Genomic DNA, 21,552 nt, shown 5'->3' with positions numbered 1-21,552 from the left:
AGTCAGTCAGTCAGTCAGTCAGTCAGTCAGTCAGGAACGCTAAACCGCGCATTGCCGTACTTCACCCTCTTCCTATGGTTAATATTATTTCATCTATCATTACATTAACTATTACTCCTCTAATTGTAATGAAGGGTTTACTCATCTGTTTTAGCTCAGTGTTATTTATTTTAATAATGACCAGGCTGGCACGTTGATTTCTTTCACTCAAGTAATTTTTATACATTTCAGCTAAAAGCCAACTCATATAATAATGATTTCTATTTACATTTTAGGTCTGATAAAATCCGCCGCGCCAGAATGTTAAAAGCACGCAGTCTCATTTATTAATGGACAGATACTAATGAAAAAAATGCTTAGCCTGTTAAGTTTTATTTTCCTGACAACGAGTTCCGCCTGGGCAACCACCTATCCTCTGACGATTGAAAACTGTGGTCAGAAAGAAACATTCACCAAGGCACCTGAACGCGTGGTGGCGCTTGGGCAGAATACCGCTGAAATTCTGCTGCTGCTGGGACTGCAGGACAAAATGGTGGCCAGCGCATTCTGGCCGACCAAAGTCTTACCGCAGTTAGCGGAACAAAATGCCAAAGTGCCGGTACTGACCGTCGAGATCCCAACGCTGGAATCCATTCTGGCGAAGAACCCCGATTTTGTTGCGGCACAGATCCAGCTGCTGATGGGGCCGAACAGCAAGGTCGCCAAACGCGAAGACTTTGAGTCAGTGGGCATCAACACCTATCTGTCTCCGGGCATGTGTGCCACAAAACAGAACACCGGCGATATCTATGGTAGCCGTGCCACGCTGTGGAATATGTCGTACGTTTATCAAGAGATCGCCGATTTTGCCAAAATCTTTAACGTAGAAGATCGCGGCCAGCAGGTGATCAACGACTTTAAAGCACGCGAAAGCGCCCTGAGAAAAGCCTTCCCGAAAGGTAAGAAAGATCTCTCCTTCCTGTTTTGGTTCTCCAGCTCCTCGCCCTCTGCCGACGCTTACGTCGGCGGTAAGAACGGCGCATCCGGTTTTATTGCCAATGTGTTAGGCGGCCATAATGCGATCACCACTGAAACTGAATGGCCCACCGTGAGCTGGGAAAGCATTATTGCCACCAATCCGGATGTGATCGTTGTGACCAGCCTTGACCGTAATCGCTGGAAACTGGATAACGCCGAAGAAAAGATTAAGTTCCTGAAAAGCGATCCGGCGGTCAGCCAGCTGGATGCGGTGAAGAAAGGCCATATCGTGGTGATGGACGGTCAGGCAATGAACCCGACGATTCGTACCCTTTACGGGGCAGAACAGGTTGGCGAACAGTTACGTAAGATGGGCCTGAATTAATGCGTGAAGGGGTTGTTCAGGCACGACGTGGCATGGGTTTTATTGCTGTCGCAATCATCGCCATCGTCGTGCTGTTTATGGTTATCGCGCTCGGCGTCAGCGTAGGCGAATTATCGATACCGTTGAAATCCGTGGTGTACACCGTGACCAATAAACTGGGTATGACGGATGTGCCCGTGAACCGTATTCACGAAAGCGTTATCTGGGACTTTCGTTTAAGCCGTGCGCTGGTTGCGGCGCTGAGCGGTGCCGGTCTGGCCATTTGCGGTGCTGTACTGCAAAGCCTGTTGAAAAATGCCCTTGCCGAACCTTACGTACTGGGCGTTTCTGCCGGCGCATCGACGGGTGCGGTATTGATCGTGGTCTCGGGCGTCGGGGCCGGTGCGATTTCCCTGTCGCTGGGCGCCTTTACCGGCGCCTTTGCCGCCTTTGCCTTTGTTGCACTACTCACCAATGGCGCACGCGGTGGCACAGAGCGTACCATTCTGGCGGGCGTGGCAGCGTCGCAGCTTTTCAATGCGATTACCGCCTATACCATCAGTACTTCAGCCAATGCCCAACAGGCGCGTGACGTGATGTTCTGGTTGTTGGGTAGCTTTAGCGGCGTGCGCTGGCCTGAGTTTCAGCTGGTTTTGGTGATAGTGGTCATCGGTTTAGCGGTCTGCCTGTACTATTCCCGCGCGCTGGACGCATTTACCTTTGGTGACGACGCCGCCGCCTCGCTGGGGATTCCGGTCGGCGTGGTGCGTCTGGTGCTGTTCACGGCAACCGCCCTGATGACCGCCACGATTGTCAGTATGGCTGGCTCGATCGGTTTTGTCGGCCTGGTCGTTCCCCACGTGATGCGCTTCTTTTTCGGCCCGCTACACAGCCGCTTACTGATTGCCTGTGCCATCGCCGGCGCGATTCTGATGGTCCTGGCGGATATTGCTTCACGTATGTTGATTGCGCCGCAGAGCCTGCCGGTTGGCGTCGTGACCGCGCTGGTTGGCGTGCCTTTCTTTGCAATTATTATTTATCGCTCCAGGACGCAATAATGAGCATCAGCGCGGAAAATCTTACCTGGCGGGTAGGAAAAAAAGTCATCGTTAACGATGTATCCCTGGCGGTCTCGTCGGGCGAAACCGTGGGCTTACTGGGGCCGAACGGCTCCGGTAAATCGTCGCTGCTGCGCCTGCTGGCCGGTCTGCGTAAGCAACACACGGGCAAAGTGATGCTGGATGGCAAGGATCTGTCCCTGATTGCCAGAAAGCAGCTTGCCCGCCGTGTGGCTTTTGTTGAGCAACATGCGTTAACCAGCGCCAATATGACCGTACGTGATGTCGTAAAGCTTGGAAGGATCCCGCATCACTCCCCTTTTTCCAGCTGGACACATCACGATGATGAGATAGTGGAAGCCGCACTGACGCGGGTGGATATGTGCTCACGCTGCGATCAGGGCTGGCAGAGCCTGTCCGGCGGTGAACGCCAGCGCGTACACATCGCCAGGGCATTAGCCCAGGCGCCCAATGAAATTCTGCTTGATGAGCCCACTAACCACCTGGATATTCACCATCAGATCCAGTTGATGAAGCTCATTAGCGAGCTTCCGGTCACCAGCATTGTCGCCATTCACGATCTGAATCATGCGGCGCTGTTTTGTGACCGGCTGATTGTGATGCTGGAGGGCGAACTGATTGCGCAGGGAACGCCTGATGAGATACTCACTGAGTCGCTTCTGTGGGACGTGTTCAAGGTCAGGACGAAAATCGAGACGTCGCCCGTCCATGGCAAGAAGCATATTCATTACTATGCCTGATTCAGTGCTGCGTTAAATGTTTAACGCGATGTCACCGTTTCCGCTGCGCCCGGTCAGCCGTTTGTGATCGCCTGTTCTGCCTGCCGGTTTGTGTTTACTCTCGGCTTTTATTCGGTCGTGCCCCTTCAGGCCGCTTTCTGTGCAAGGACGGGCTGCTTGTCGGGCTGCCAGACTGGTCGCGTGCTACGGCGCGCTTGAGACGAGGGCGTTTTTGCCGTGCTGGCCGAAATCTCATCATGGGCAGCCAGCTTGCTGCTGCGCTACTCCCCTTTCCCCAGGCCATACTAAGCTGGCGCTTTTTCCTTTCATGCACGCCGTTGCCATGCTGATAATGTGTTGTCCCTTAAAAAAAGCGTAGCGTTCAGGGCTGGGCCTGTTATCACGACAGAAATAAGATAATTAAAATTCAGAGGATGAACCACTTGCAGGATTTACGCCCGGGTTCTTTTTTTAATAAACCACTGTTTTCCAGTTTCAATAACCAGTTTCGCGCAGCATAAATAGACATATCGCATTCATCCGCGACATCACGAGTCATGATTCCCTCCGCCTGGCGCTTTATCAGGCACATCATCACATCTTTCATTTTTGGTTTTTTTTCCGTTTCCTGAAGCTGATTCCATTTCGCCTCACACTGAATTTTATAAGCTAAATTTTTCATCGCTGGCTCCCCGTAAGGTAAAAATCCGACTTCATTTTCGAAATCAAACGCTTGTATAAGCGCGTATCGGCGACGGCTCTCTGCCACAACCGACCGCAATCTTAACCGACGATGCAATTTAACAATTACCGCCCTCAGGCAACCACAAACACTTATCCACGCTTATTTTTAGATTTAATATTCTGAATTTATAAATAAACACAAAATAATAAACCAGACGAAGACAGCGGTGAGGCAAGAAGAATGAGGACAGGCGAGCGGCAGGCAAGCTCGTGCCCGTCCGGTCAATCCGTTAGCGGGTGTGACAGACAATCAGTGGCAATACACGGCTACCGATAAGTACGGCATCGTTCATACCGGTTATTTTGCTGATATAAAGATAGGAGAAGTTGGTATTCAATACGCTGTCAGGAACATTATCCCGCAGACCCGGATGAAGGGTGAAATGATTGAGTTTATACAGAGACTGAATATAAGGTGAATAGTGGAATTCGGCATTACGCCTTAATACGTAATCCTTGCCATTTTTATGTACGATGCCATCAACGGAGACCATTGCGTCGCCAGAATAACGCAGCGTCAGCACAAAACTGGCGTCCAGATGAAAGTCAGTGGCGGCATCGCGCTGCTGTAAATTAGCCGCGCAGGTAAATTCAAACATGTCACTGTGCGATCGCACGTAATAATAGCTGGCATAAATGACCACGCCCGCCAGGGCAATGATGAGGCACAGCAATAAGGCGAGGCGTCGTTTAGGGGTTATCATTATCTGGCCTCCATCCCAGCTCGGTATAATTTGAGCACGCTATTTTTTCGTCTTTCGTTCTCACGCAGTAGGAGACATAGACGTTGCCGCTGTGGCCTGCCGTGACATTTCTGTCCACATAAAACATATACCGACCGCCCTTCTGACACGCCATTCCGCTGTCTGCAATCAGCTTGTGCCACACGCGTTCAGCAGGAAAGGTCGATTCACCGGGGTGAACGGGAAGATAAAAGACGTCACAGCCGTCAAGCCGGGCGACGCTGACGGGCGTGATGCTTTTCTCTTTCAGAAGCAGCGGAAGAAGAAGCACGCCGAGTAACAGCAAGATAAAACCGCCAGACAGCCAGTAGGCGCGCGGGCTGCGTCGCGTAACGGATGTGGAAGTGGAAGTGGACGCCGGTTCGCCCCCGGGATTTGGGGGCTGGAGGGCCAATTTTTGGATGCGAATGGCGGGATTGAAAACGAAGCCCACCTTGTACACCGTGGTAATCGCCTCCTGCTCTATGCCCAGTGAAGACAGCCCGCGTCGAATGGCGGAAACGTAGGCATTGAGGCTGTTGGAAGAAGGCGTTGCGCCCGTCTCTTGCCAGAAGTTATCCAGGATCTGCTCGCGGGCCAGCACGACGCCGGCGCTTTTCAGGAACATTTCCAGTAAATGGTTGCAGGCAGGCGATAGCGGCACGCTGGTCTCGCTGGAATCCACCAGGCATAGCAGGCCCTGAGCCGGTATAAACCGCACCAAATCGTCAATCACGTACTCCGTTTGTTGCATCCCGTTCTCCGGCAACAAACTGCGTGTTTAATCAATAAGCAACACATGCGTGGCAACAAACCCTTATCGGCATGGGACAAAAGCGCAATGGCTCGCGAAGGCACACAAACGGTGAATGCGGAATCCGCTTCGGCAGGACCTGGCCCTCGTCGAGGCGATCGCAGGTTCAGGTGGTTAACAACCTGCACCCGCGGCAGTGAACGCGGCCTGCCCCATACCGGCTCACCTCAAGATCCCCCGACGCTGACGCGGTGAATAATGTGCAAATTGTATCAGAGAAATCTGGCGGGAGAGAGGGAATGACCACTAGCTTGCTTACATTTATGGCATCACTTTCGACGGATTGATCCAAAACAAAGTGTGCGATCGGCAGCAATGCGGGGAGAGTACGGCGGGCGGTGGATGCCTTGCCAACGCGGTTTCGGCATCCACCTGTCGTTTATGACGTTATCGGTTTATTCCTGCAGGCAGATTAATACCAGCGGCCGAAACGTTTGATATAAAACATTTTCATTCCCTGCGCGACCAGGCAGTAGCTGAATAGCGTCAGCACCAGCCAGGGGAAATAGTGCCATGGCAGGGGCACTAACCCGACCATTGCGCCAAGCGACGAGAACGGCAGCAGAATACCGGCGGCGGAAATACCCAGCGTGGTCAGCAGCACTGGTAACCGGGCACAGCTCTGAACAAAGGGGATTTTCTGCGTCCGTAACATGTGCACCACCAGCGTCTGGGACAGTAAACCTTCAACAAACCAGCCGGACTGGAACAGCGACTGCGCACCGGCGTGATTGGCACCAAACACATACCACATCAGCGCAAAGGTTGTGACATCGAAAATGGAAGACGTTGGCCCCATCCACAGCATAAAACGTTTGATGTTACCCGCATCCCATTTACGCGGTTTGCGCAGAAACTCGCGATCCATTTTATCCCAGGGCAACGCCAACTGAGAGACGTCATACATCAGGTTCTGAATCAGCAGCTGTACAGAGAGCATGGGCAGAAAAGGAATAAACGCACTCGCTATCAGCACGGAAAACACGTTGCCGAAATTCGAACTGGCCGTCATGTTCAGGTACTTGATGATATTGCCAAAGGTCTCACGCCCTTTCAGTACGCCTTCGCCCAGTACCGCTAAGTCTTTTTCCAGCAAAATAATGTCGGACGACTCTTTGGCGATATCCGTCGCGCTGTCGACCGAAATGCCGACATCCGCCTCGCGCAGCGCGGGTGCATCATTAATGCCATCGCCAAGAAAGCCAACGGTATGTCCATTCTGTTGCAGCAGTTTAAGCACGCGTGACTTCTGCTGAGGCGTAAGTTTGGTGAAGATCATGCAGCGCTCGACGTCGCGGCGCAGCTCGTCGTCACTCATGGCCTCGATTTCATTACCGGTCAGCATGGCTTCTGAAGCCAGCCCGATTTCCTGACAGACGCGCATCGTCACAAGGGGATTATCGCCGGTCAGCACTTTTACGCGAATTCCGCTGTCTTTCAGTGCCTGTATCGCCTTGCCCGCGCTCTCTTTAGGCGGATCAAGGAATGTCAGCAGGCCTTCAATCGTTAATTCGCACTCATCTTCACGGCTGAGCGGCACCGATATCCCGTGCTCACGCGTGGCCACCAGCAACACACGAAAACCCTGCTGGTTATAATGCCGTGTCAGCGCGATCAGCTCTGCGCGCTTTTGCTCGCACAGTGGAAGAGTGGTATCGCCCTGACGTAGCGTGGTCGCCGCCGCCAGCATTTCTTCTACAGCGCCTTTGCAGATGAGCAACGGGCGGTGGCTTTGCAAATCCTCCACGATGACCGAGACACGACGACGAACGAAGTCGAAAGGAAGCTCATCCACTTTCTGAAACTGGCTGCACTGCGCTTTAGACAGCGTTTGCTCACCAAACTTCAGCACGGCGCGATCCATCAAATTTTTCGCACCGCTCTGGCTGCTGCTGTTAAGCCATGCCAGCAGCAGGACGCGGGCATCCTCTTCATCGTTAGCGTTGAGATGCGCCGACAGCAAAATATTGTCCTGTGTCAGCGTGCCGGTTTTATCAGTACAGAGCACATCCATTGCTCCCAGGTTCTGGATGGCGTTCAGGCGTTTAACAATCACTTTGCGACGGGACATCGCAATGGCGCCTTTTGCCAGATTGGCGCTGACAATCATGGGCAGCATTTCCGGTGTCAGGCCCACCGCAACGGCCAGCGCGAACAGCATGGCATCCATCCAGTCGCCCTTGGTAAAACCATTCAGCAGTAAGACAATCGGCACCATCACCAACATAAAACGGATGAGGAGTCTGGAAACGCTGTTCACGCCGCGGTCAAACGATGTCTGTGGACGGCGGCCGGACAGAGAGGCCGCCAGCGAACCAAACCAGGTCTCGCTGCCGGTGGCGACCACTAACGCTCTGGCCGTGCCGCTGGCAACATTGGTCCCCATCAGGCAGCTGTTTTTCAGCTCAAGCACGCTGCGACCGGGTTGCTCTTCAATCTCCACGCCTGCGCTGAGATCGTTTTTTTCTACCGGCAGGGATTCCCCGGTCAGGATCGCCTGACTGATGAACAGATCGCGTGAGGTCAGCAGGCGCACATCGGCAGGCACCAGATCGCCCGCGCTCAGTAAAATGACATCCCCCGGCACCAGTTCGCGCATATCGATATCGTAGCGCCGGGAGATTGCACAGCCCTCTTCCCGACGCAGCACGGTCACCTGAGTGCGCACCAGAGATTTCAGCGCCTGAGCGGCACGATTGGTGCGAAACTCCTGCCAGAAACGCAGCAGCCCGCTCAGCGTCACCATGGTAAGAATAATCGTCACGCCCGAGAGATCGGTTTCCTGACCAGCCCGCAACGGCAGCCAGTAATCCGTTATAAAGCTCACCAGTGCCAGAACCATCAGCACATAAATAAACGGATTATTGAATGCCGTAATCAGCTGGATAAACGCAGAGGGCGCCTTCTCATGCATGACTTCATTACGACCATAGTCATTGAGTCGTGCGCTGGCTTCCGCATGGGTCAGCCCCTCAAAGCTGCTGTGCAGATTCGTCAGCGTCACATCGGTGCGATAACGTGCTTCACGTTCAATGGCATAAGGGGTGTTTGATTTTTTTGCTGCACGATGCGCATGGTAAGCCATCGCGGCTTGTTCGAGTTTCATGTCGCTCATGTCGACATCTCCCTGATTTAAAGCAACAGATATCCTGCATGCCAAATAATGCATGCCTGGTTTTCCGGTGATTACCGGTTTATTGAATCAGCCCGTCTCTTAGAAAAAGTTATTTTTCCCACCCTGCGGCTGTAATATCAGGCCGACAGATGTCGGGCCTTGCGAAATAAACGCAAAGCAAAAGAAAGCTGAAAGTGAAAGGGTGCGCAGCCCGCAGCTACGCCTGTCGAGGCGGAGGAAAAAGTGCCAGAATATACATCAACATAGCGTGCTCTCGCGGTGACTACAGCGTTAATTTCAAGGAGAGCAATCGTGATCTAAAGAAGGGATTGCTGCCCGCCGTGTGGCAAGCAGCGAAATGCAGTTAGCTTGCCGGAGTTAAATCGCGTTTAGGGTGACTGTCCAATGTATGACTCCTGCAAATATTTTCACGTAGTATAAACGCCGGGTCCTTCGGGTAAAGGAAAATAACCGTTCAATCGCCATCTCGTTTATTAACCGTTTCTGTTTCGCACAGCCGTTTTGTTTGCGTCTTATAACCGGGCTGCATTTTTTATAACTTTTTTGCATATCATTAGCCGATAATGGACTATTCTTTGCATGAGCCCTTTCGTACACTCGCGTTACTTTCTCAGGCAAGGATTTTCCATGAAAAAAATAATTCCATCACTACTGGCCTTGTCACTGGCCACCGCCTTTAGCGTCAATGCTGCCACACCAAAAGATACGTTAGTCGTGGTGCAGTCGACCGATGATGCCGACAGCTTCGATCCGGCGAAGGGATTTGAACTCACCAGCGTACAGGCGTTCACCAATATTTATCAGCGGCTGGTCCAGTCCGACCCGCAGAACCCAATTGATTTAAAACCCACGCTGGCAACGTCCTGGCAGCCAGGCAGTGACAATCGCAGCCTGACATTTGCGTTGCGTAAAGACGCTAAATTCTCCAGCGGCAATCCACTGCGTCCGGAAGATGTGATCTTCTCGCTGGGTCGCGTCGTGAAACTGAATCTGGATCCCTCCTTTATTCTTACCCAGCTCGGCTGGAATAAAGATAATGTGGATAGCTTCCTGAAAAAGGTCGATGACGACCATGTGCAAATCAGCTGGACGGCCGACGTCAGCCCGGCCTATGTGCTGAGCCTGCTGTCAGCACCGGTGTCCTCCATCGTCGATGAAAAAACCGTTAGCGCGCACGCCGAAAAAGGCGATTTGGGGAACGGCTGGCTGGCCACGCACTCCGCCGGTAGCGGCCCGTATCAGATTCGCAAGGTCGTGATGCACCAGGCCGTGATCCTGACCGCCAATCCGACCTCTCCAGCCGGGGCGCCAAAGATCAAAAATATTCTGATCAAGAACGTGCCGGAACCCGCGGCCCGCCGTCTGCTGCTTGAGCAAGGTGATGCAGACATCGCCCGTAACCTGGGGGCCGATCAGATCGCCTCGCTGCAGGGCAAAAGCGGTGTGAAAACCGAAGCCATTCCGATGGCCTCGCTGTATTACATTCAGTTCAACATCGGCAACAAAAACAACGCCGCCTTAAAAAATCCGGCCTTCTGGGAAGCCGCGCGCTACCTGTTTGACTACAAGGGCATTGCCGGACAGCTGCTGAAAGGCCAGTTCGATGTGCACCAGACGTTTCTGCCGAAAGGTTTTCTGGGTGCATTAAACGACAACCCCTACAGTTACGATCCTGAAAAAGCCAAAACGATTCTGAAAAAGGCCGGCCTGACTAACGTCAGCTTCACCCTGTCTACCAGCAATCAGCCTCCCTACCTGGATATCGCTCAGGCCCTGCAGGGCAGCTTTGCCAAGGGCGGCGTGAAAGTGGAAGTGTTACCGGGACTGAGCTCTGAAGTCTCGACCCGCGTCAAAGCGCATAATTACGAAGGTACGATCAACGCCTGGGGCGCAGACTACTTTGATCCGAACACCAACGCCGCGTCATTTGCCTATAACCCGGAAGATGGCAGCAAGACGATTGCTTACCGTTCCGACTGGCACATTCCGGAGCTGAACAAACAGGTGCTGGCGGCAACGGCTGAAAGCGATCCGAAAAAACGCGTTGAGCTTTATCAGGCCATGCAGCGTGAAGTGCTGAAAAGCTCGCCTTATGTGATTGGCCTGCAGGCGAAAAACCTTATCGCCCTGCGCGATAACCTCAAGGGCTATGTTCAGGGCATTAACCCGGACATGGTTTACTACTCGCAGGTAACGAAGTAATGGCACAGTCTGCCTCTTCTGCCGGGCCCGCCCGGCATGTCTGGCGGCGCGTTGGCCGCCTTTCATCAGGCTTGCTGTCGCTGGCGATCACCCTGCTGGGTTTGCTGGCGTTCACTTTTATGCTGTCGCATCTGTCCCCTATCGATCCGGTACAGCAAATCGCTGGCGATCATGCCAGCGAAGCGACCTATGCACAGGTGCGTCACGATCTGGGATTAGATCAGCCGGTACTGATGCAGTTCTGGCACTACATTGAACACCTGCTGCGCGGCGATCTCGGCGTATCCCGCCTGACCAACCAGCCGGTGAGCAGCGACCTGCTTCAGACGTTTCCGGCCACCATTGAGCTGGCGACCTGCGCGATGATTTTTGCCGTCATCTTTGGCGTTTCACTGGCACTGATTGCCGCGTGGAAACCCGGCAGCTGGATTGATAACGTCGCCCGCTTTATCTCCCTGCTGGGCTACTCTGTGCCGGTTTTCTGGCTGGGCCTGCTGGGCCTGTTGCTGTTTTATGCGGTTCTGCACTGGTCTGCAGGACCGGGGCGGCTGGATGATATCTGGGCCTATACGCTGGAGCCGAAAACCGGCTTCGTGCTGATTGACAGCTGGCTGTCGGGTGACCGGGAAATATTCTGGAATGCGGTGGCGCACTTATGGTTACCGGTGGTGATCCTGGGCCTGCTGGCGATGGCAGGCATCACCCGCCTGCTGCGCGCGGCACTGCTGGAAGAGAGCAGCAAAGAGTATGTGGTGCTGGCACGAGCCAAAGGCGCGGGACGGGGGCGCATTCTGTTGCGCCATATTTTCCCTAACGTGCTCGGCACCCTGATTACCGTGATTGCGCTCTCTTACGCGACCTTGCTGGAAGGCTCGGTCCTGACGGAAACCGTATTTGCCTGGCCCGGCGTGGGGCGCTACATGACCAATGCGCTTTTCTCTGGCGATGTGCCGGCGATTTTAGGCGCCACCTTACTGATAGGCGGCTGCTTTATCCTGATTAACGCGCTGGCGGATGCCCTCACCTGGTTAACCGACCCGAGAACACGATGACGCAACAACTCACTGAACTTGAAACGGTGCGACCCCGTCGCCGCCGTCGCCGCATCACCTCGTTAACCATTGGATTGACGCTGGTGACGATTGTGATTCTGATGGCAGTGCTGGCCCCGCTTATTGCCCCCTACGATCCGAATCTGCAAACCATCGCCAGCCGGTTGCTGCCCCCTTCGGCTGCACACTGGTTCGGCACCGATGGATTTGGTCGCGATTTACTCTCCCGGGTGATTTATGGCGCGCGCCCTACGCTGCTGCTGGTCTCGCTGATCCTGGTTCTGACCATTCCGGTTGGCCTGTTGGTGGGGATCACCGCGGGTTACGCGGGCGGCTGGACCGAGCGCGTATTAATGCGCATTACGGATATTTTTCTGTCGCTGCCCAACCTGGTGATTGCGCTGGCGCTGGTCGCAATGATGGGACCGGGACTGATGAACGGCGCGCTGGCTCTGGCGCTGACCAGTTGGCCTCCGTTTGCCCGCCAGGCACGAGCCGAAACCCTGGCGCTGCGCCGCAGCGACTATCTGGCGGCGGCCCGAATGCAGGGGATTACCGGTTTTCGCCTGATGTTCGGCCATATTCTGCCGCTGTGCCTGCCCACCGCGGTGGTGCGCGCCGCACTCAGTCTGGGTGGGATTATTCTGGCGGCCGCCGGACTGGGCTTCCTTGGCATGGGCGTGCAACCGCCGACCGCCGAGTGGGGTTCAATGGTGGCAGAAGGCAGTAAGGTCATATTTGACCAGTGGTGGGTCGCTGCTGCACCCGGCGCGGCCATTCTGTTTGCCAGCCTGGCCTTTAACCTGACAGGCGATGGCCTGCGTGACCGACTGGATACCCGACATGCAAAATAACATTCTGGTAGAGTCGCTCAGCATCCGCAGCGACGACGCGACGCTGGTCGATAACATTAGCTTTTCTATCGGGCGTGAGCGCGTGGCGCTGGTCGGCGAATCCGGCTCCGGCAAATCCCTTACTGCACGAACCCTGATGGGACTGCTGTCTCCGTCACTGCATCTGCAGGCTACCCAGCTCCAGGTCGCCGGTGAAAATGCCCTGACCCTGAACGAACGCAGCTGGAGTAAGCTTCGTGGCGATCGCGTGGCCATGGTGATGCAGGATCCCAAGTATGCGCTGAACCCGGCGCGGACGATCGGCTGGCAGGTTGAAGAACCGCTGATTCTGCATCGCCGCCTGAGTCGGGCGGAACGAAAAGAAAAAGTCTGCGATATGCTGGACGCGGTGGGCCTGCCCGATCCGCGAGCCCTGATGCAGTTCTATCCGCATCAGCTTTCGGGCGGCATGGGCCAGCGCGTGATGCTGGCGATCGCCCTGATTACCGATCCGGCTTTTTTGATTGCGGATGAGCCGACCTCCGCGCTGGATCACGCCATGCGCGATCAGGTGCTGTCGCTGATCCGCCAGCTGGTTGAGTCACGCAACATGGGCCTGCTGCTGATTAGCCACGACCTGCAACAGGTTTCGGAACACTGCGAGCGGGTTATGGTGATGTACAAAGGCCGGGTGCTGGATACGCTGCCGGCCGCCGATCTGCCTCAGGCCACGCATCCCTACACCCGCACGCTGTGGTCATGCCGTCCCAGTAAAGTAACACATGGACAACCACTGCCGGTTCTGGACCGCGCGGCGCTGGAGGCCAACCACAATGATTAATTTGCATAACCTCAGTGTGTCACACAAACAGGGTTACGATCTCCGCACGGTGGTGCACGACGTGAATCTACAGGTGAACGCCAGTGAGTGCTTTGGCCTGGTCGGCCCGTCCGGCTGTGGTAAATCGTCGCTACTGTGGGTTATGGCTGGACTGAATCCCCACTGGCAGGGCGAGATGCAGCTGGCCGGGCATCCGGTGCAGCCAGGCAAAACCTTTACCGGTGCGCTGCGCCAGGACGTGCAAATGGTGTTTCAAGACCCATATGCTTCCCTGCATCCGCGCCACCGTTTGCGCCGCACGCTGGCTGAGCCGCTCAGGCTGCTTAAGCAGGATAACATTGACGATCGTATTGATGACAGATTTCGCCATGTCGGGCTGGACCCGTCGTTAGCCGATCGTTATCCTCATCAGCTGTCCGGCGGCCAGCGTCAGCGCGTGGCGATTGTTCGCGCTCTGTTGCTGCAGCCCAAAATACTGCTGCTGGATGAGCCGACATCAGCACTGGATATGTCAATACAGGCTGAAATCCTCAATCTGCTTAACGATCTCAAGCGTCAGGATGGCCTGACCATGGTTCTGGTGAGTCACGATCCTGACGTGATTGACCATATGTGTGACCGTGCCGTACGCATGGCGCAGGGGCGGATCGTTGAGCACATTGCCGCTCCAGCCTAAGTAAGGAAAGATAATGACCATCAGACTCCGCCCGCTGGAAAGAGAAGATCTGCACTTTGTGCACCAGCTTGATAACAATGCCAGCGTCATGCGCTACTGGTTCGAAGAGCCGTATGAGGCTTTTGTTGAGCTGTCCGATCTCTACGACAAACACATTCACGATCAGACCGAGCGACGTTTCGTGGTGGAACATGAGGGGCAAAAAGTGGGAATGGTGGAACTGGTCGAAATTAACCATGTCCATCGCCGTGCTGAGTTTCAGATCATCATCGATCCGACCCATCAGGGCAAAGGCCTGGCAACCCAGGCCGCCCGCCTGGCGATGGATTACGGTTTCTCAGTCCTCAACCTGTACAAGCTGTACCTGATTGTCGATCAGGAAAATGAGAAAGCGATCCATATCTACAGCAAACTCGGTTTTGAGATCGAAGGCGTGCTAAAACACGAATTCTTTATCAATGGCGAGTACCGCAATACGATCCGTATGTGCATTTTCCAGCATCAGTATCTGGAACGGCATAAAACCCAGGGCAGCATGGTCAAACCCACTGCCCAGTAATCAGCCGCGCGCGCCGACCGGATTCATGTAAGGGCTGGGATGCTCTGGCTCGAGGTTGTACATGCCGCCATAGAACGGATCCACCAGTAACCAACCGGGTAAACCCAGCAGGGGAATATTTCCCAGCAGATACCAGAGGTTGGCGCGGGCCTCAATTGGCACCGTTACTGGCACATAGCCCGGACTTTCCAGCATCAGCAGATAGTGTTTTTTGCCAAAGTAGCGGTGGTTGGATTTCTCCAGGACGACGGTTTTCGGCGTGTATCCTTCCGCAACCGGGCGGCCGTTTTCATCCTGCACGGTAAAACGCGCGCCCGGCGGCTGTGAATCGATCAGAACCGATTGAGTTTCAGTGCCAACAATGGTGGCGCAGCCGCTCAGAAGCATCGCGGCGGCAAGCGCCAGAATGTGCTGTTTCATGGAAGGATCCGATAAAAGTCAGGAAGCACAGTGTAAACCGCCCTTCCCACCTTTTCATCTGTCTCAATCGGGCTATCATCGCCCGATTCTGCCGCTTTATTGCGGTTGACAATGCCGGGCAATAGCCGCGATGTCTTTGGGGGAGGTGCGGCAGCAGCCGCCAATGAGCCGGGCTCCGGCCTGCTGCCACTCGCTAAACTTGTCATGCAAGGTGCAGCCAGAGGGCGCAGAGTGCCAGGTTTTGCTGCTGGCGTCGTACTGCTCGCCCGAGTTGGGATAGACCACCAGCGGTTTGTCCGTCAGGCGCTGGAGCTGCTGCAGGGCCGGCGTAACGCTTTCCAGCGCAATACAGTTGATTCCTAATGCCACCACCTGCGGTTGCGCATTGAGGTAAGCCGCCACCTCACGCAGCGGCGTACCGTCGCTGATGTGTTCGGCATCACGCAGCGTGAACGAGAACCAGGCGCGGCTGTCAGGGAATTCGCCTAACAGGGCAACCAGCGCCTGGGCTTCTGCAAAGGAGGGCAGCGTTTCGCAGGCCAGTACATCCACGCCCGCCGTCAGTAATGCGTTGATCCGTGGGCGATGGAACGCCATCATTTCAGTCTCTGGCAGCGCATAATCCCCCCGGTATTCCGATCCATCGGCCAGAAACGCGCCGTAAGGTCCGACCGATCCCGCCACCAGCAGGATCTTTGCTTCGGCCTGCGTCGCCAGATAATCTGCGCGGGCACGTTTAGCCAGTTCGACGCTTTGCGCGATCAGCGCCAGAGACTGCGTTTCGTTGAGGCCCCGCGCCGCAAAGCCCTGCGGCGTTGCCTGATAGCTGGCAGTAATGGCGCAGCGCGCGCCGGCAGCAAAATAGTCGTAGTGCACCTGGTAAATCAGCTCAGGGTTCTCCACCAGCACTTTAGCGGACCATAACGCATCCGCCAGATCGCAACCACGTGCCTCAAGCTCGGTCGCCAGCGCGCCGTCAAGAATCAGCGGTGCAGACTGTTGTAATGCGCGCGAAACAGGATTATGCGACATCCCTGGCCTCCTTAGCCTGTGTTTTTTTGTGCGTGACATGGTAAGCGCCATAGCAAAACAGCACAAACGGAATTCCGCACCACAGGGCAATACGCTGCGAGGGATCGAAAGCCAGCCCCACACAGGCCAGCAGGCAAAGCAGGAAGCCCAGGATGGGAGTGAGCGGATACAGCGGCGCGCGATAAACCAGTTCCTGCAGCGATTTACCCTGTTGCACATGACGACGACGAAAAACGTAGTGCGACGCGCAGATGCTCAACCACACGGCCACCACGGCAAAGCCAGAGATAGCAGACAGCGCCACAAATACGGTATCCGGCGCGACCACGCTGGAGAACAGCGCCAACAGGCCGCCGATCATACTGACCGTTATCGCCAGCAGCGGTACCCCGCGTTTGTTGACCCGGGCGAAGGCGCGCGGCAGCGTGTTCTCATTGGCCAGCGACCACAGCATGCGGCCTGAGGCATACAGACCCGAGTTCGCCGCAGACAGGATGGCCGTGAGTATCACAAAGTTAATGATATCTGCCGCCCAGGGAATGCCGATCTTCTCAAATACCAGCACAAAGGGACTTTTAACGATGCCGGCCTGGTCCATTGGAATTAAGGCGGCCAGCACGAAAACGGTGCCGACAAAGAACAGGATCAGGCGCGCGACGGTAGTGCGAATGGCCAGCGGCACGACTTTTTGCGGGTTTTCGGTTTCGCCTGCGGCAATGCCAATTAGCTCGGTGCCGGAAAAGGCAAAGTTCACCGCGACCATCGTCATCAGAATCGGTAATACACCATTAGGTAGCCAGCCGTGTGCGGTGATATTGCTCAAACCCGGCGCGGGCGTGCCGTCTTTCATCGGGATAAAGCCAAACATGGCCGCGCCGCCCAGGACGATAAAGGCGACAATCGTGATGACTTTGATGATGGAAAACCAGAATTCCCCTTCGGCAAAGAAACGGGTGGAAATCACGTTGAGCAGATAGATGGCGATGCAGAAGACCAGGCACCATAGCCAGACCGGCACATGTGGAAACCAGTACTGCATGCAGAACCCTGCCGCCGTCAGGCTGGAGCCCAACGCGACGGTCCAGGTCAGCCAGTACAGCCAGGCGACGGTATAGCCCGTGGCCGGGCTCAGATAGCGAGCGGCATAGACGTGAAATGCCCCCGTTTCAGGCATGGCGACCGACAGCTCACCCAGGCAGGCCATCACAAGCCATACCACCAGCGCACCAATCAGATAAGCCAGCAGCGTGCCTGCGGCCCCGGTGGTGGAAATAATGTAGCCGGTATTAAAAAACAGGCCGGTACCGATGACGCCGCCCAGCGATAGCATCACCAGGTGGCGAACTTTCATGGTTCGCTTAAATTGATCCTGCGAAGAAGTCGTCTGCTCGCTCATATATCCCATCCGTATGGACGTCTAAACATCTATATGCAGCAGATTTATACGCATTACGGCGCCGAAATGCAACGGGCGAAACGGTCAGGCATCGACGGGAAGGGATCGTTGCCCCGCGTTAACGGGGCGGGATGCGCTAGCCGAACACGCTCTGTATATAGCGTTCAAGCGCCATGCGGGAACTGAAACCGTGTGGAATACCATAATGTTCCTGCGAATCACCCGCCAGGTAGAGAGGGAACTGCGTGTAGTGATCACAGGTTTTCATTTCTGACGCCGGTTCGGCAAAAGGCTGACTTTTTTCTTTCAACGTTGGGTGAATGATCAGCGCCGTGCGCCCCATACGCGCTTCGCGGTTAACATAAACATAGTTGTCGCCACGACGGTAGCCATAAGCGCGTGGTGTAATCTCATCGACTTCAAAGCCTACTTTTTCCAGTACGCGCGCTACCTCATCTGGTCGTAAATACATGCTTGATCCTCTCCTCTTCAAAAGCCACGCAACCTTACATCAGCGTGGCTGCACGGGCATTCGGAATTTTCCCTAAAGGGCCATCCCGCGCCTCGTTAAGTCAAACGTGGTCTACACTGAGTATTACGTGTTAATGACAAGGGAGCCAAAAATGTTTAATCGAACGCAAAAAAACGATGACATTGATATCAATCAGGATGTGAACGAGCTGGCTGATTCACTTGAAGCGTTGCTGAAATCTTACGGCAGCGAAGCGAAGGATGAGGTTAATTCAGCCCGCAGCCAGGCGGAAGCGCTGCTGAAGCAAACCCGTGCGAAATTAAACGGTGGCGGCAATCGTGTTTCGCAGGCCGCCCGCGATGCCGGCTATCAGGTTGATGCCTATGTGCATGATAAACCCTGGTACGGTGTCGGCATCGGCGCTGCGGTCGGGATTGTGCTGGGCGCGCTGTTAGTGTCCCGCCGCTAGTCCCTGCCCTGCCGTTATCATCAGCCTCGCTCAATGAGCGGGGCTTTTTTTATGCCTGTTTTTTGCGCAACTGGCTTTACAAAATATTTTTTCGCGTGGCAGGGCGCGTCGCCACTGGCTTGCCGCATCCGGGGCCATTAACCCCATATATAGTACGCTTGACCGCAATTAACGCTACATCTAGTATTCATTTCATTGTCACACCACAAGATGTTTGCAAGGACGAAGCCTGATTCATGGAAAAAAACTTCGTTATCCGCAGCGGCACCGCAATGAAAGAGGAATACGAATCATGCGCATTATTATTTACACTAAAAACAACTGTGTCCAGTGTAATGCCACGAAAAATGCACTGGATCGTCAGGGCATCGACTACCACCTCATCAACCTGGATACGCAACCGGAGGCCATCGATAACCTCAAGGCCTTGGGTTACCGCCAGGTACCGGTCGTCATGACGCGTGACGATCACTGGAGTGGGTTCCGCCCTGACAAGATAGCTGGCCTGTCTCAGTCCGTGGCGATGGGCGGATAGCCGCATGTTTCCACTGGTCTATTTTTCCAGCCAGTCGGAAAACACCCATCGGTTTATTCTCCGTCTGGGCCTGCCCGCGTGCCGCATACCGATTGACGCGAAGCAACAGCTGCACATTGACCAGCCCTATATTCTGGTCGTGCCCAGCTATGGCGGCGGCAGCCACCGCGGAGCGGTGCCCAGACAGGTTATTCAGTTTCTCAATGATGACGCCAACCGCAACGGCTTACGCGGCGTTATCGCCGCCGGTAACCGCAATTTTGGCGAAGGTTACTGCCTGGCAGGCGACATCATTGCTAAGAAATGTCAGGTTCCCTATCTGTATCGGTTTGAACTGATGGGAACCCCCGACGATATCGCCAATGTGAAAGCGGGAGTAACCCAATTTTGGCAACGACAGATACCCTCAACGACGTAGCGCTGGATTACCATGCGCTGAACGCCATGCTGAACCTGTATGACGCTGACGGCCGTATCCAGTTTGACAAGGATCAGCAGGCCGCACGTCAGTTTGTTATTCAGCACGTGCAGCCCAACACCCAGCACTTTGCCAGCATCGCCGAGCGCCTGCGCTATCTGGTCGCCGAAGGCTACTACGAAGCTTCCGTACTTAATCAGTATGATTTTAACTTTGTCTGCGGGCTGCACGACGAAGCCGATGCATGGGGCTTTGCGTTCAAGACCTTTTTGGGTGCGTGGAAGTACTACACCAGCTACACCCTGAAAAGTTTTGATGGCAAGCGTTACCTGGAAACCTTCGAGCAGCGTGCCTGTATGGTGGCGCTGACGCTGGCGCAGGGCGATGAACCCCTGGCGCGCTCGGTGCTGGAAGCCATCCTGAGTGGGCGTTTTCAGCCCGCCACGCCGACGTTTCTGAACAGCGGCAAGCAACAGCGCGGCGAACTGGTTTCCTGCTTCCTGCTGCGCATTGAAGACAACATGGAGTCGATTGGCCGGGCCGTGAACTCTGCGCTCCAGCTGTCTAAACGCGGCGGCGGCGTGGCGTTTCTGCTGTCGAACCTGCGTGAGTCCGGCGCGCCGATCAAGCGCATTGAAAACCAGTCTTCCGGCGTTATTCCGGTGATGAAAATGCTGGAGGATGCGTTTTCTTATGCTAACCAGCTCGGCGCGCGTCAGGGAGCCGGCGCAGTCTGGCTGAATGCTCACCATCCGGATATTTTGCGCTTCCTGGATACCAAGCGCGAAAACGCAGATGAAAAAATCCGCATTAAAACGCTGTCGCTGGGCGTGGTCATTCCGGATATCACCTTCCAGCTTGCCAAAGAGAATCAGCCGATGGCGCTGTTCTCGCCCTACGATGTTGAAAGAATCTACGGTCAGGCGTTTGGCGATATCAGCATCAGCGAGAAATACGCGGAGATGCTGGCGGACGACAGAATCCGTAAAACCTATATTCAGCCGCGCGATTTCTTTCAGACGCTGGCGGAAATCCAGTTCGAATCAGGCTATCCCTACATCATGTATGAGGACAGCGTAAACCGGGATAACCCGATTGCCGGTCGCATCAATATGAGCAACCTCTGCTCAGAGATTTTGCAGGTGAACAGCGCCAGCGAATTCAACGAGGATCTCAGCTACCGCCGCATGGGCAAAGATATCTCCTGTAACCTTGGCTCGCTGAATATCGCCCATGCGATGGATTCTGGCGATCTGGCCCACACGGTGGAAACGGCAATTCGGGCGCTGACTTCGGTGTCAGATATGAGTGACATTGGCTCGGTTCCCTCCGTTGCGGAAGGCAATCGCCGCTCGCATGCTATCGGTCTGGGTCAGATGAACCTGCATGGTTACCTGGCCCGTGAAGGCATTGCTTACGGATCACCCGAGGCGCTGGATTTCACCAATCTCTATTTTTACTGCGTGACTTATTATGCCCTGCGCGCCTCGAATCAGCTGGCAAAAGAGCGCCAGCAGGCTTTCGACGGTTTTAGCGCCTCAACCTATGCCACCGGCGCGTATTTTGACAAATATCTGCAAAGCGACTGGCAGCCGCGAACCGCCCGCATCGCCGCCCTGTTTGCCGATGCGGGCATCAGCTTGCCCTGTCACAACGACTGGCTGGCACTGCGTGAATCGGTGATGGCCTCGGGGCTGTATAATCAAAACCTGCAGGCGATACCGCCTACCGGATCGATCTCCTATATCAACCACGCCACGTCCAGTATTCATCCGATTGTGTCGCGAATAGAGATCCGCAAAGAGGGCAAAACCGGTCGCGTTTACTATCCGGCCCCCTTCATGACCAACGACAATCTGGAACTCTATCAGGACGCTTACCAGATTGGGCCGGAAGCCATTATTGATACCTACGCAGAGGCGACCCGACATGTGGATCAGGGCCTGTCATTAACCCTGTTTTTCCGGGATGACGTGACCACGCGCGACATTAATAAAGCGCAGATTTACGCCTGGAAGAAAGGGATTAAAACGCTTTACTACATTCGACTGCGCCAGATGGCCCTGCAAGGCACTGAAATTCAGGGCTGCGTCTCCTGCGCACTGTGAGAAC

At 54.9% G+C, this 21,552-nt stretch carries 21 protein-coding genes; 13 read left to right on the top strand and 8 right to left on the bottom strand.

Annotation, left to right across the window (positions count from 1 at the left end; genetic code table 11):
* The first annotated feature begins 343 nt into the window (after positions 1-343).
* Genes eitA through eitC form a run of 3 tightly spaced genes read left to right on the top strand, consistent with a single transcriptional unit; the run spans position 344 to position 3,140 of the window.
* The gene (gene eitA, locus P9J57_RS05305; protein ID WP_013026843.1) at positions 344-1,342 is read left to right on the top strand and encodes a siderophore ABC transporter substrate-binding protein EitA; all 999 of its coding nucleotides are present in this window, start codon (positions 344-346) and stop codon (positions 1,340-1,342) included.
* Complete coding sequence (locus tag P9J57_RS05300; protein WP_013026844.1) at positions 1,342-2,379, top strand: FecCD family ABC transporter permease; 1,038 nt, start codon at positions 1,342-1,344, stop codon at positions 2,377-2,379. Before eitA ends, P9J57_RS05300 begins: the two co-directional genes overlap by 1 nt.
* Positions 2,379-3,140, top strand: coding sequence for a siderophore ABC transporter ATP-binding protein EitC (gene eitC, locus P9J57_RS05295; RefSeq protein WP_014605212.1), 762 nt, complete (start codon positions 2,379-2,381; stop codon positions 3,138-3,140). Before P9J57_RS05300 ends, eitC begins: the two co-directional genes overlap by 1 nt.
* Positions 3,141-3,546: 406 nt before the next feature.
* Here eitC and P9J57_RS05290 read toward each other — a convergent pair whose 3' ends face one another.
* From P9J57_RS05290 to mgtA, 4 genes are all read right to left on the bottom strand, one after another.
* Complete coding sequence (locus P9J57_RS05290) at positions 3,547-3,801, bottom strand: FaeA/PapI family transcriptional regulator (protein WP_019106315.1); 255 nt, start codon at positions 3,799-3,801, stop codon at positions 3,547-3,549.
* 292 nt (positions 3,802-4,093) lie between these two features.
* Positions 4,094-4,567, bottom strand: coding sequence for a hypothetical protein (locus P9J57_RS05285; RefSeq protein WP_022623558.1), 474 nt, complete (start codon positions 4,565-4,567; stop codon positions 4,094-4,096).
* Positions 4,554-5,339 carry a winged helix-turn-helix domain-containing protein gene (locus P9J57_RS05280; protein WP_022623559.1) on the bottom strand — a complete coding sequence of 262 codons (786 nt, stop codon included), beginning with the start codon at positions 5,337-5,339 and terminating at the stop codon, positions 4,554-4,556. Before P9J57_RS05280 ends, P9J57_RS05285 begins: the two co-directional genes overlap by 14 nt.
* A gap of 472 nt (positions 5,340-5,811) precedes the next feature.
* A complete protein-coding gene (gene mgtA, locus P9J57_RS05275; RefSeq protein ID WP_072137093.1) occupies positions 5,812-8,514 on the bottom strand; it encodes a magnesium-translocating P-type ATPase in 2,703 nt (900 codons plus the stop codon).
* Positions 8,515-9,162: 648 nt separating this feature from the next.
* On the opposite strand from mgtA, the gene P9J57_RS05270 reads away from it, so the two are divergent.
* From P9J57_RS05270 to speG, 6 genes are read left to right on the top strand one after another with little or no spacing between them, the layout of a single operon-like run.
* Positions 9,163-10,737: an ABC transporter substrate-binding protein gene (locus P9J57_RS05270; protein WP_019106312.1), complete on the top strand. Its 1,575-nt coding sequence runs from the start codon at positions 9,163-9,165 to the stop codon at positions 10,735-10,737.
* A complete protein-coding gene (locus P9J57_RS05265; protein WP_013026851.1) occupies positions 10,737-11,789 on the top strand; it encodes an ABC transporter permease in 1,053 nt (350 codons plus the stop codon). The genes P9J57_RS05270 and P9J57_RS05265 overlap by 1 nt, the downstream gene beginning before the upstream one ends.
* Positions 11,786-12,643: an ABC transporter permease gene (locus P9J57_RS05260; RefSeq protein ID WP_013026852.1), complete on the top strand. Its 858-nt coding sequence runs from the start codon at positions 11,786-11,788 to the stop codon at positions 12,641-12,643. The genes P9J57_RS05265 and P9J57_RS05260 overlap by 4 nt, the downstream gene beginning before the upstream one ends.
* On the top strand, positions 12,633-13,463 hold the full coding sequence (locus tag P9J57_RS05255; protein ID WP_019106311.1) for an ABC transporter ATP-binding protein: 831 nt from the start codon (positions 12,633-12,635) through the stop codon (positions 13,461-13,463). The genes P9J57_RS05260 and P9J57_RS05255 overlap by 11 nt, the downstream gene beginning before the upstream one ends.
* Positions 13,456-14,139: an ABC transporter ATP-binding protein gene (locus P9J57_RS05250; protein ID WP_015699659.1), complete on the top strand. Its 684-nt coding sequence runs from the start codon at positions 13,456-13,458 to the stop codon at positions 14,137-14,139. The genes P9J57_RS05255 and P9J57_RS05250 overlap by 8 nt, the downstream gene beginning before the upstream one ends.
* 13 nt (positions 14,140-14,152) lie before the next feature.
* Positions 14,153-14,698, top strand: coding sequence for a spermidine N1-acetyltransferase (speG, locus tag P9J57_RS05245; RefSeq protein WP_029570534.1), 546 nt, complete (start codon positions 14,153-14,155; stop codon positions 14,696-14,698).
* Here the strand turns inward: speG and P9J57_RS05240 are convergent, their stop codons facing one another.
* The 4 genes from P9J57_RS05240 to P9J57_RS05225 all read right to left on the bottom strand — a co-directional run bounded on the left by P9J57_RS05240 (position 14,699) and on the right by P9J57_RS05225 (position 18,018).
* Positions 14,699-15,118 carry a hypothetical protein gene (locus tag P9J57_RS05240; RefSeq protein WP_015699658.1) on the bottom strand — a complete coding sequence of 140 codons (420 nt, stop codon included), beginning with the start codon at positions 15,116-15,118 and terminating at the stop codon, positions 14,699-14,701. It lies immediately after the preceding gene.
* Between the two features lie 96 nt (positions 15,119-15,214).
* Positions 15,215-16,150 (bottom strand): homocysteine S-methyltransferase, encoded by a 936-nt coding sequence (mmuM, locus tag P9J57_RS05235; RefSeq protein WP_015699657.1) that lies wholly within the window; start codon positions 16,148-16,150, stop codon positions 15,215-15,217.
* Positions 16,140-17,546 (bottom strand): S-methylmethionine permease, encoded by a 1,407-nt coding sequence (gene mmuP, locus P9J57_RS05230; protein ID WP_014605203.1) that lies wholly within the window; start codon positions 17,544-17,546, stop codon positions 16,140-16,142. The genes mmuM and mmuP overlap by 11 nt, the downstream gene beginning before the upstream one ends.
* A 136-nt stretch (positions 17,547-17,682) precedes the next feature.
* The gene (locus P9J57_RS05225; RefSeq protein ID WP_014605202.1) at positions 17,683-18,018 is read right to left on the bottom strand and encodes a DUF2002 family protein; all 336 of its coding nucleotides are present in this window, start codon (positions 18,016-18,018) and stop codon (positions 17,683-17,685) included.
* Between the two features lie 151 nt (positions 18,019-18,169).
* On the opposite strand from P9J57_RS05225, the gene P9J57_RS05220 reads away from it, so the two are divergent.
* From P9J57_RS05220 to nrdE, 4 genes are all read left to right on the top strand, one after another.
* A complete protein-coding gene (locus P9J57_RS05220) occupies positions 18,170-18,487 on the top strand; it encodes a DUF883 family protein (protein WP_014605201.1) in 318 nt (105 codons plus the stop codon).
* A 292-nt stretch (positions 18,488-18,779) separates the two neighbouring features.
* Positions 18,780-19,022: a redoxin NrdH gene (locus P9J57_RS05215; RefSeq protein ID WP_014605200.1), complete on the top strand. Its 243-nt coding sequence runs from the start codon at positions 18,780-18,782 to the stop codon at positions 19,020-19,022.
* A 4-nt stretch (positions 19,023-19,026) separates the two neighbouring features.
* Positions 19,027-19,440 (top strand): class Ib ribonucleoside-diphosphate reductase assembly flavoprotein NrdI, encoded by a 414-nt coding sequence (gene nrdI / locus P9J57_RS05210; protein ID WP_013026862.1) that lies wholly within the window; start codon positions 19,027-19,029, stop codon positions 19,438-19,440.
* Positions 19,410-21,548: a class 1b ribonucleoside-diphosphate reductase subunit alpha gene (gene nrdE / locus P9J57_RS05205; protein ID WP_483279410.1), complete on the top strand. Its 2,139-nt coding sequence runs from the start codon at positions 19,410-19,412 to the stop codon at positions 21,546-21,548. Before nrdI ends, nrdE begins: the two co-directional genes overlap by 31 nt.
* The last annotated feature ends 4 nt before the right edge of the window (positions 21,549-21,552 follow it).

It is taken from the genome of Pantoea sp. nfd-35 (genome assembly GCF_056892255.1).
Note: the sequence above shows the minus strand (reverse complement) of the source record. Positions and strands in the feature narration are given on the sequence as shown.

Excerpts from the sequence above, each read along its gene's own strand:
- eitA (WP_013026843.1), top strand. The coding sequence starts at position 344 with ATGAAAAAAATGCTTAGCCTGTTAAGTTTTATTTTCCTGACAACGAGT.
- P9J57_RS05300 (WP_013026844.1), top strand. The coding sequence starts at position 1,342 with ATGCGTGAAGGGGTTGTTCAGGCACGACGTGGCATGGGTTTTATTGCT.
- eitC (WP_014605212.1), top strand. The coding sequence starts at position 2,379 with ATGAGCATCAGCGCGGAAAATCTTACCTGGCGGGTAGGAAAAAAAGTC.
- P9J57_RS05290 (WP_019106315.1), bottom strand. The coding sequence starts at position 3,801 with ATGAAAAATTTAGCTTATAAAATTCAGTGTGAGGCGAAATGGAATCAG.
- P9J57_RS05285 (WP_022623558.1), bottom strand. The coding sequence starts at position 4,567 with ATGATAACCCCTAAACGACGCCTCGCCTTATTGCTGTGCCTCATCATT.
- P9J57_RS05280 (WP_022623559.1), bottom strand. The coding sequence starts at position 5,339 with ATGCAACAAACGGAGTACGTGATTGACGATTTGGTGCGGTTTATACCG.
- mgtA (WP_072137093.1), bottom strand. The coding sequence starts at position 8,514 with ATGAGCGACATGAAACTCGAACAAGCCGCGATGGCTTACCATGCGCAT.
- P9J57_RS05270 (WP_019106312.1), top strand. The coding sequence starts at position 9,163 with ATGAAAAAAATAATTCCATCACTACTGGCCTTGTCACTGGCCACCGCC.
- P9J57_RS05265 (WP_013026851.1), top strand. The coding sequence starts at position 10,737 with ATGGCACAGTCTGCCTCTTCTGCCGGGCCCGCCCGGCATGTCTGGCGG.
- P9J57_RS05260 (WP_013026852.1), top strand. The coding sequence starts at position 11,786 with ATGACGCAACAACTCACTGAACTTGAAACGGTGCGACCCCGTCGCCGC.
- P9J57_RS05255 (WP_019106311.1), top strand. The coding sequence starts at position 12,633 with ATGCAAAATAACATTCTGGTAGAGTCGCTCAGCATCCGCAGCGACGAC.
- P9J57_RS05250 (WP_015699659.1), top strand. The coding sequence starts at position 13,456 with ATGATTAATTTGCATAACCTCAGTGTGTCACACAAACAGGGTTACGAT.
- speG (WP_029570534.1), top strand. The coding sequence starts at position 14,153 with ATGACCATCAGACTCCGCCCGCTGGAAAGAGAAGATCTGCACTTTGTG.
- P9J57_RS05240 (WP_015699658.1), bottom strand. The coding sequence starts at position 15,118 with ATGAAACAGCACATTCTGGCGCTTGCCGCCGCGATGCTTCTGAGCGGC.
- mmuM (WP_015699657.1), bottom strand. The coding sequence starts at position 16,150 with ATGTCGCATAATCCTGTTTCGCGCGCATTACAACAGTCTGCACCGCTG.
- mmuP (WP_014605203.1), bottom strand. The coding sequence starts at position 17,546 with ATGAGCGAGCAGACGACTTCTTCGCAGGATCAATTTAAGCGAACCATG.
- P9J57_RS05225 (WP_014605202.1), bottom strand. The coding sequence starts at position 18,018 with ATGTATTTACGACCAGATGAGGTAGCGCGCGTACTGGAAAAAGTAGGC.
- P9J57_RS05220 (WP_014605201.1), top strand. The coding sequence starts at position 18,170 with ATGTTTAATCGAACGCAAAAAAACGATGACATTGATATCAATCAGGAT.
- P9J57_RS05215 (WP_014605200.1), top strand. The coding sequence starts at position 18,780 with ATGCGCATTATTATTTACACTAAAAACAACTGTGTCCAGTGTAATGCC.
- nrdI (WP_013026862.1), top strand. The coding sequence starts at position 19,027 with ATGTTTCCACTGGTCTATTTTTCCAGCCAGTCGGAAAACACCCATCGG.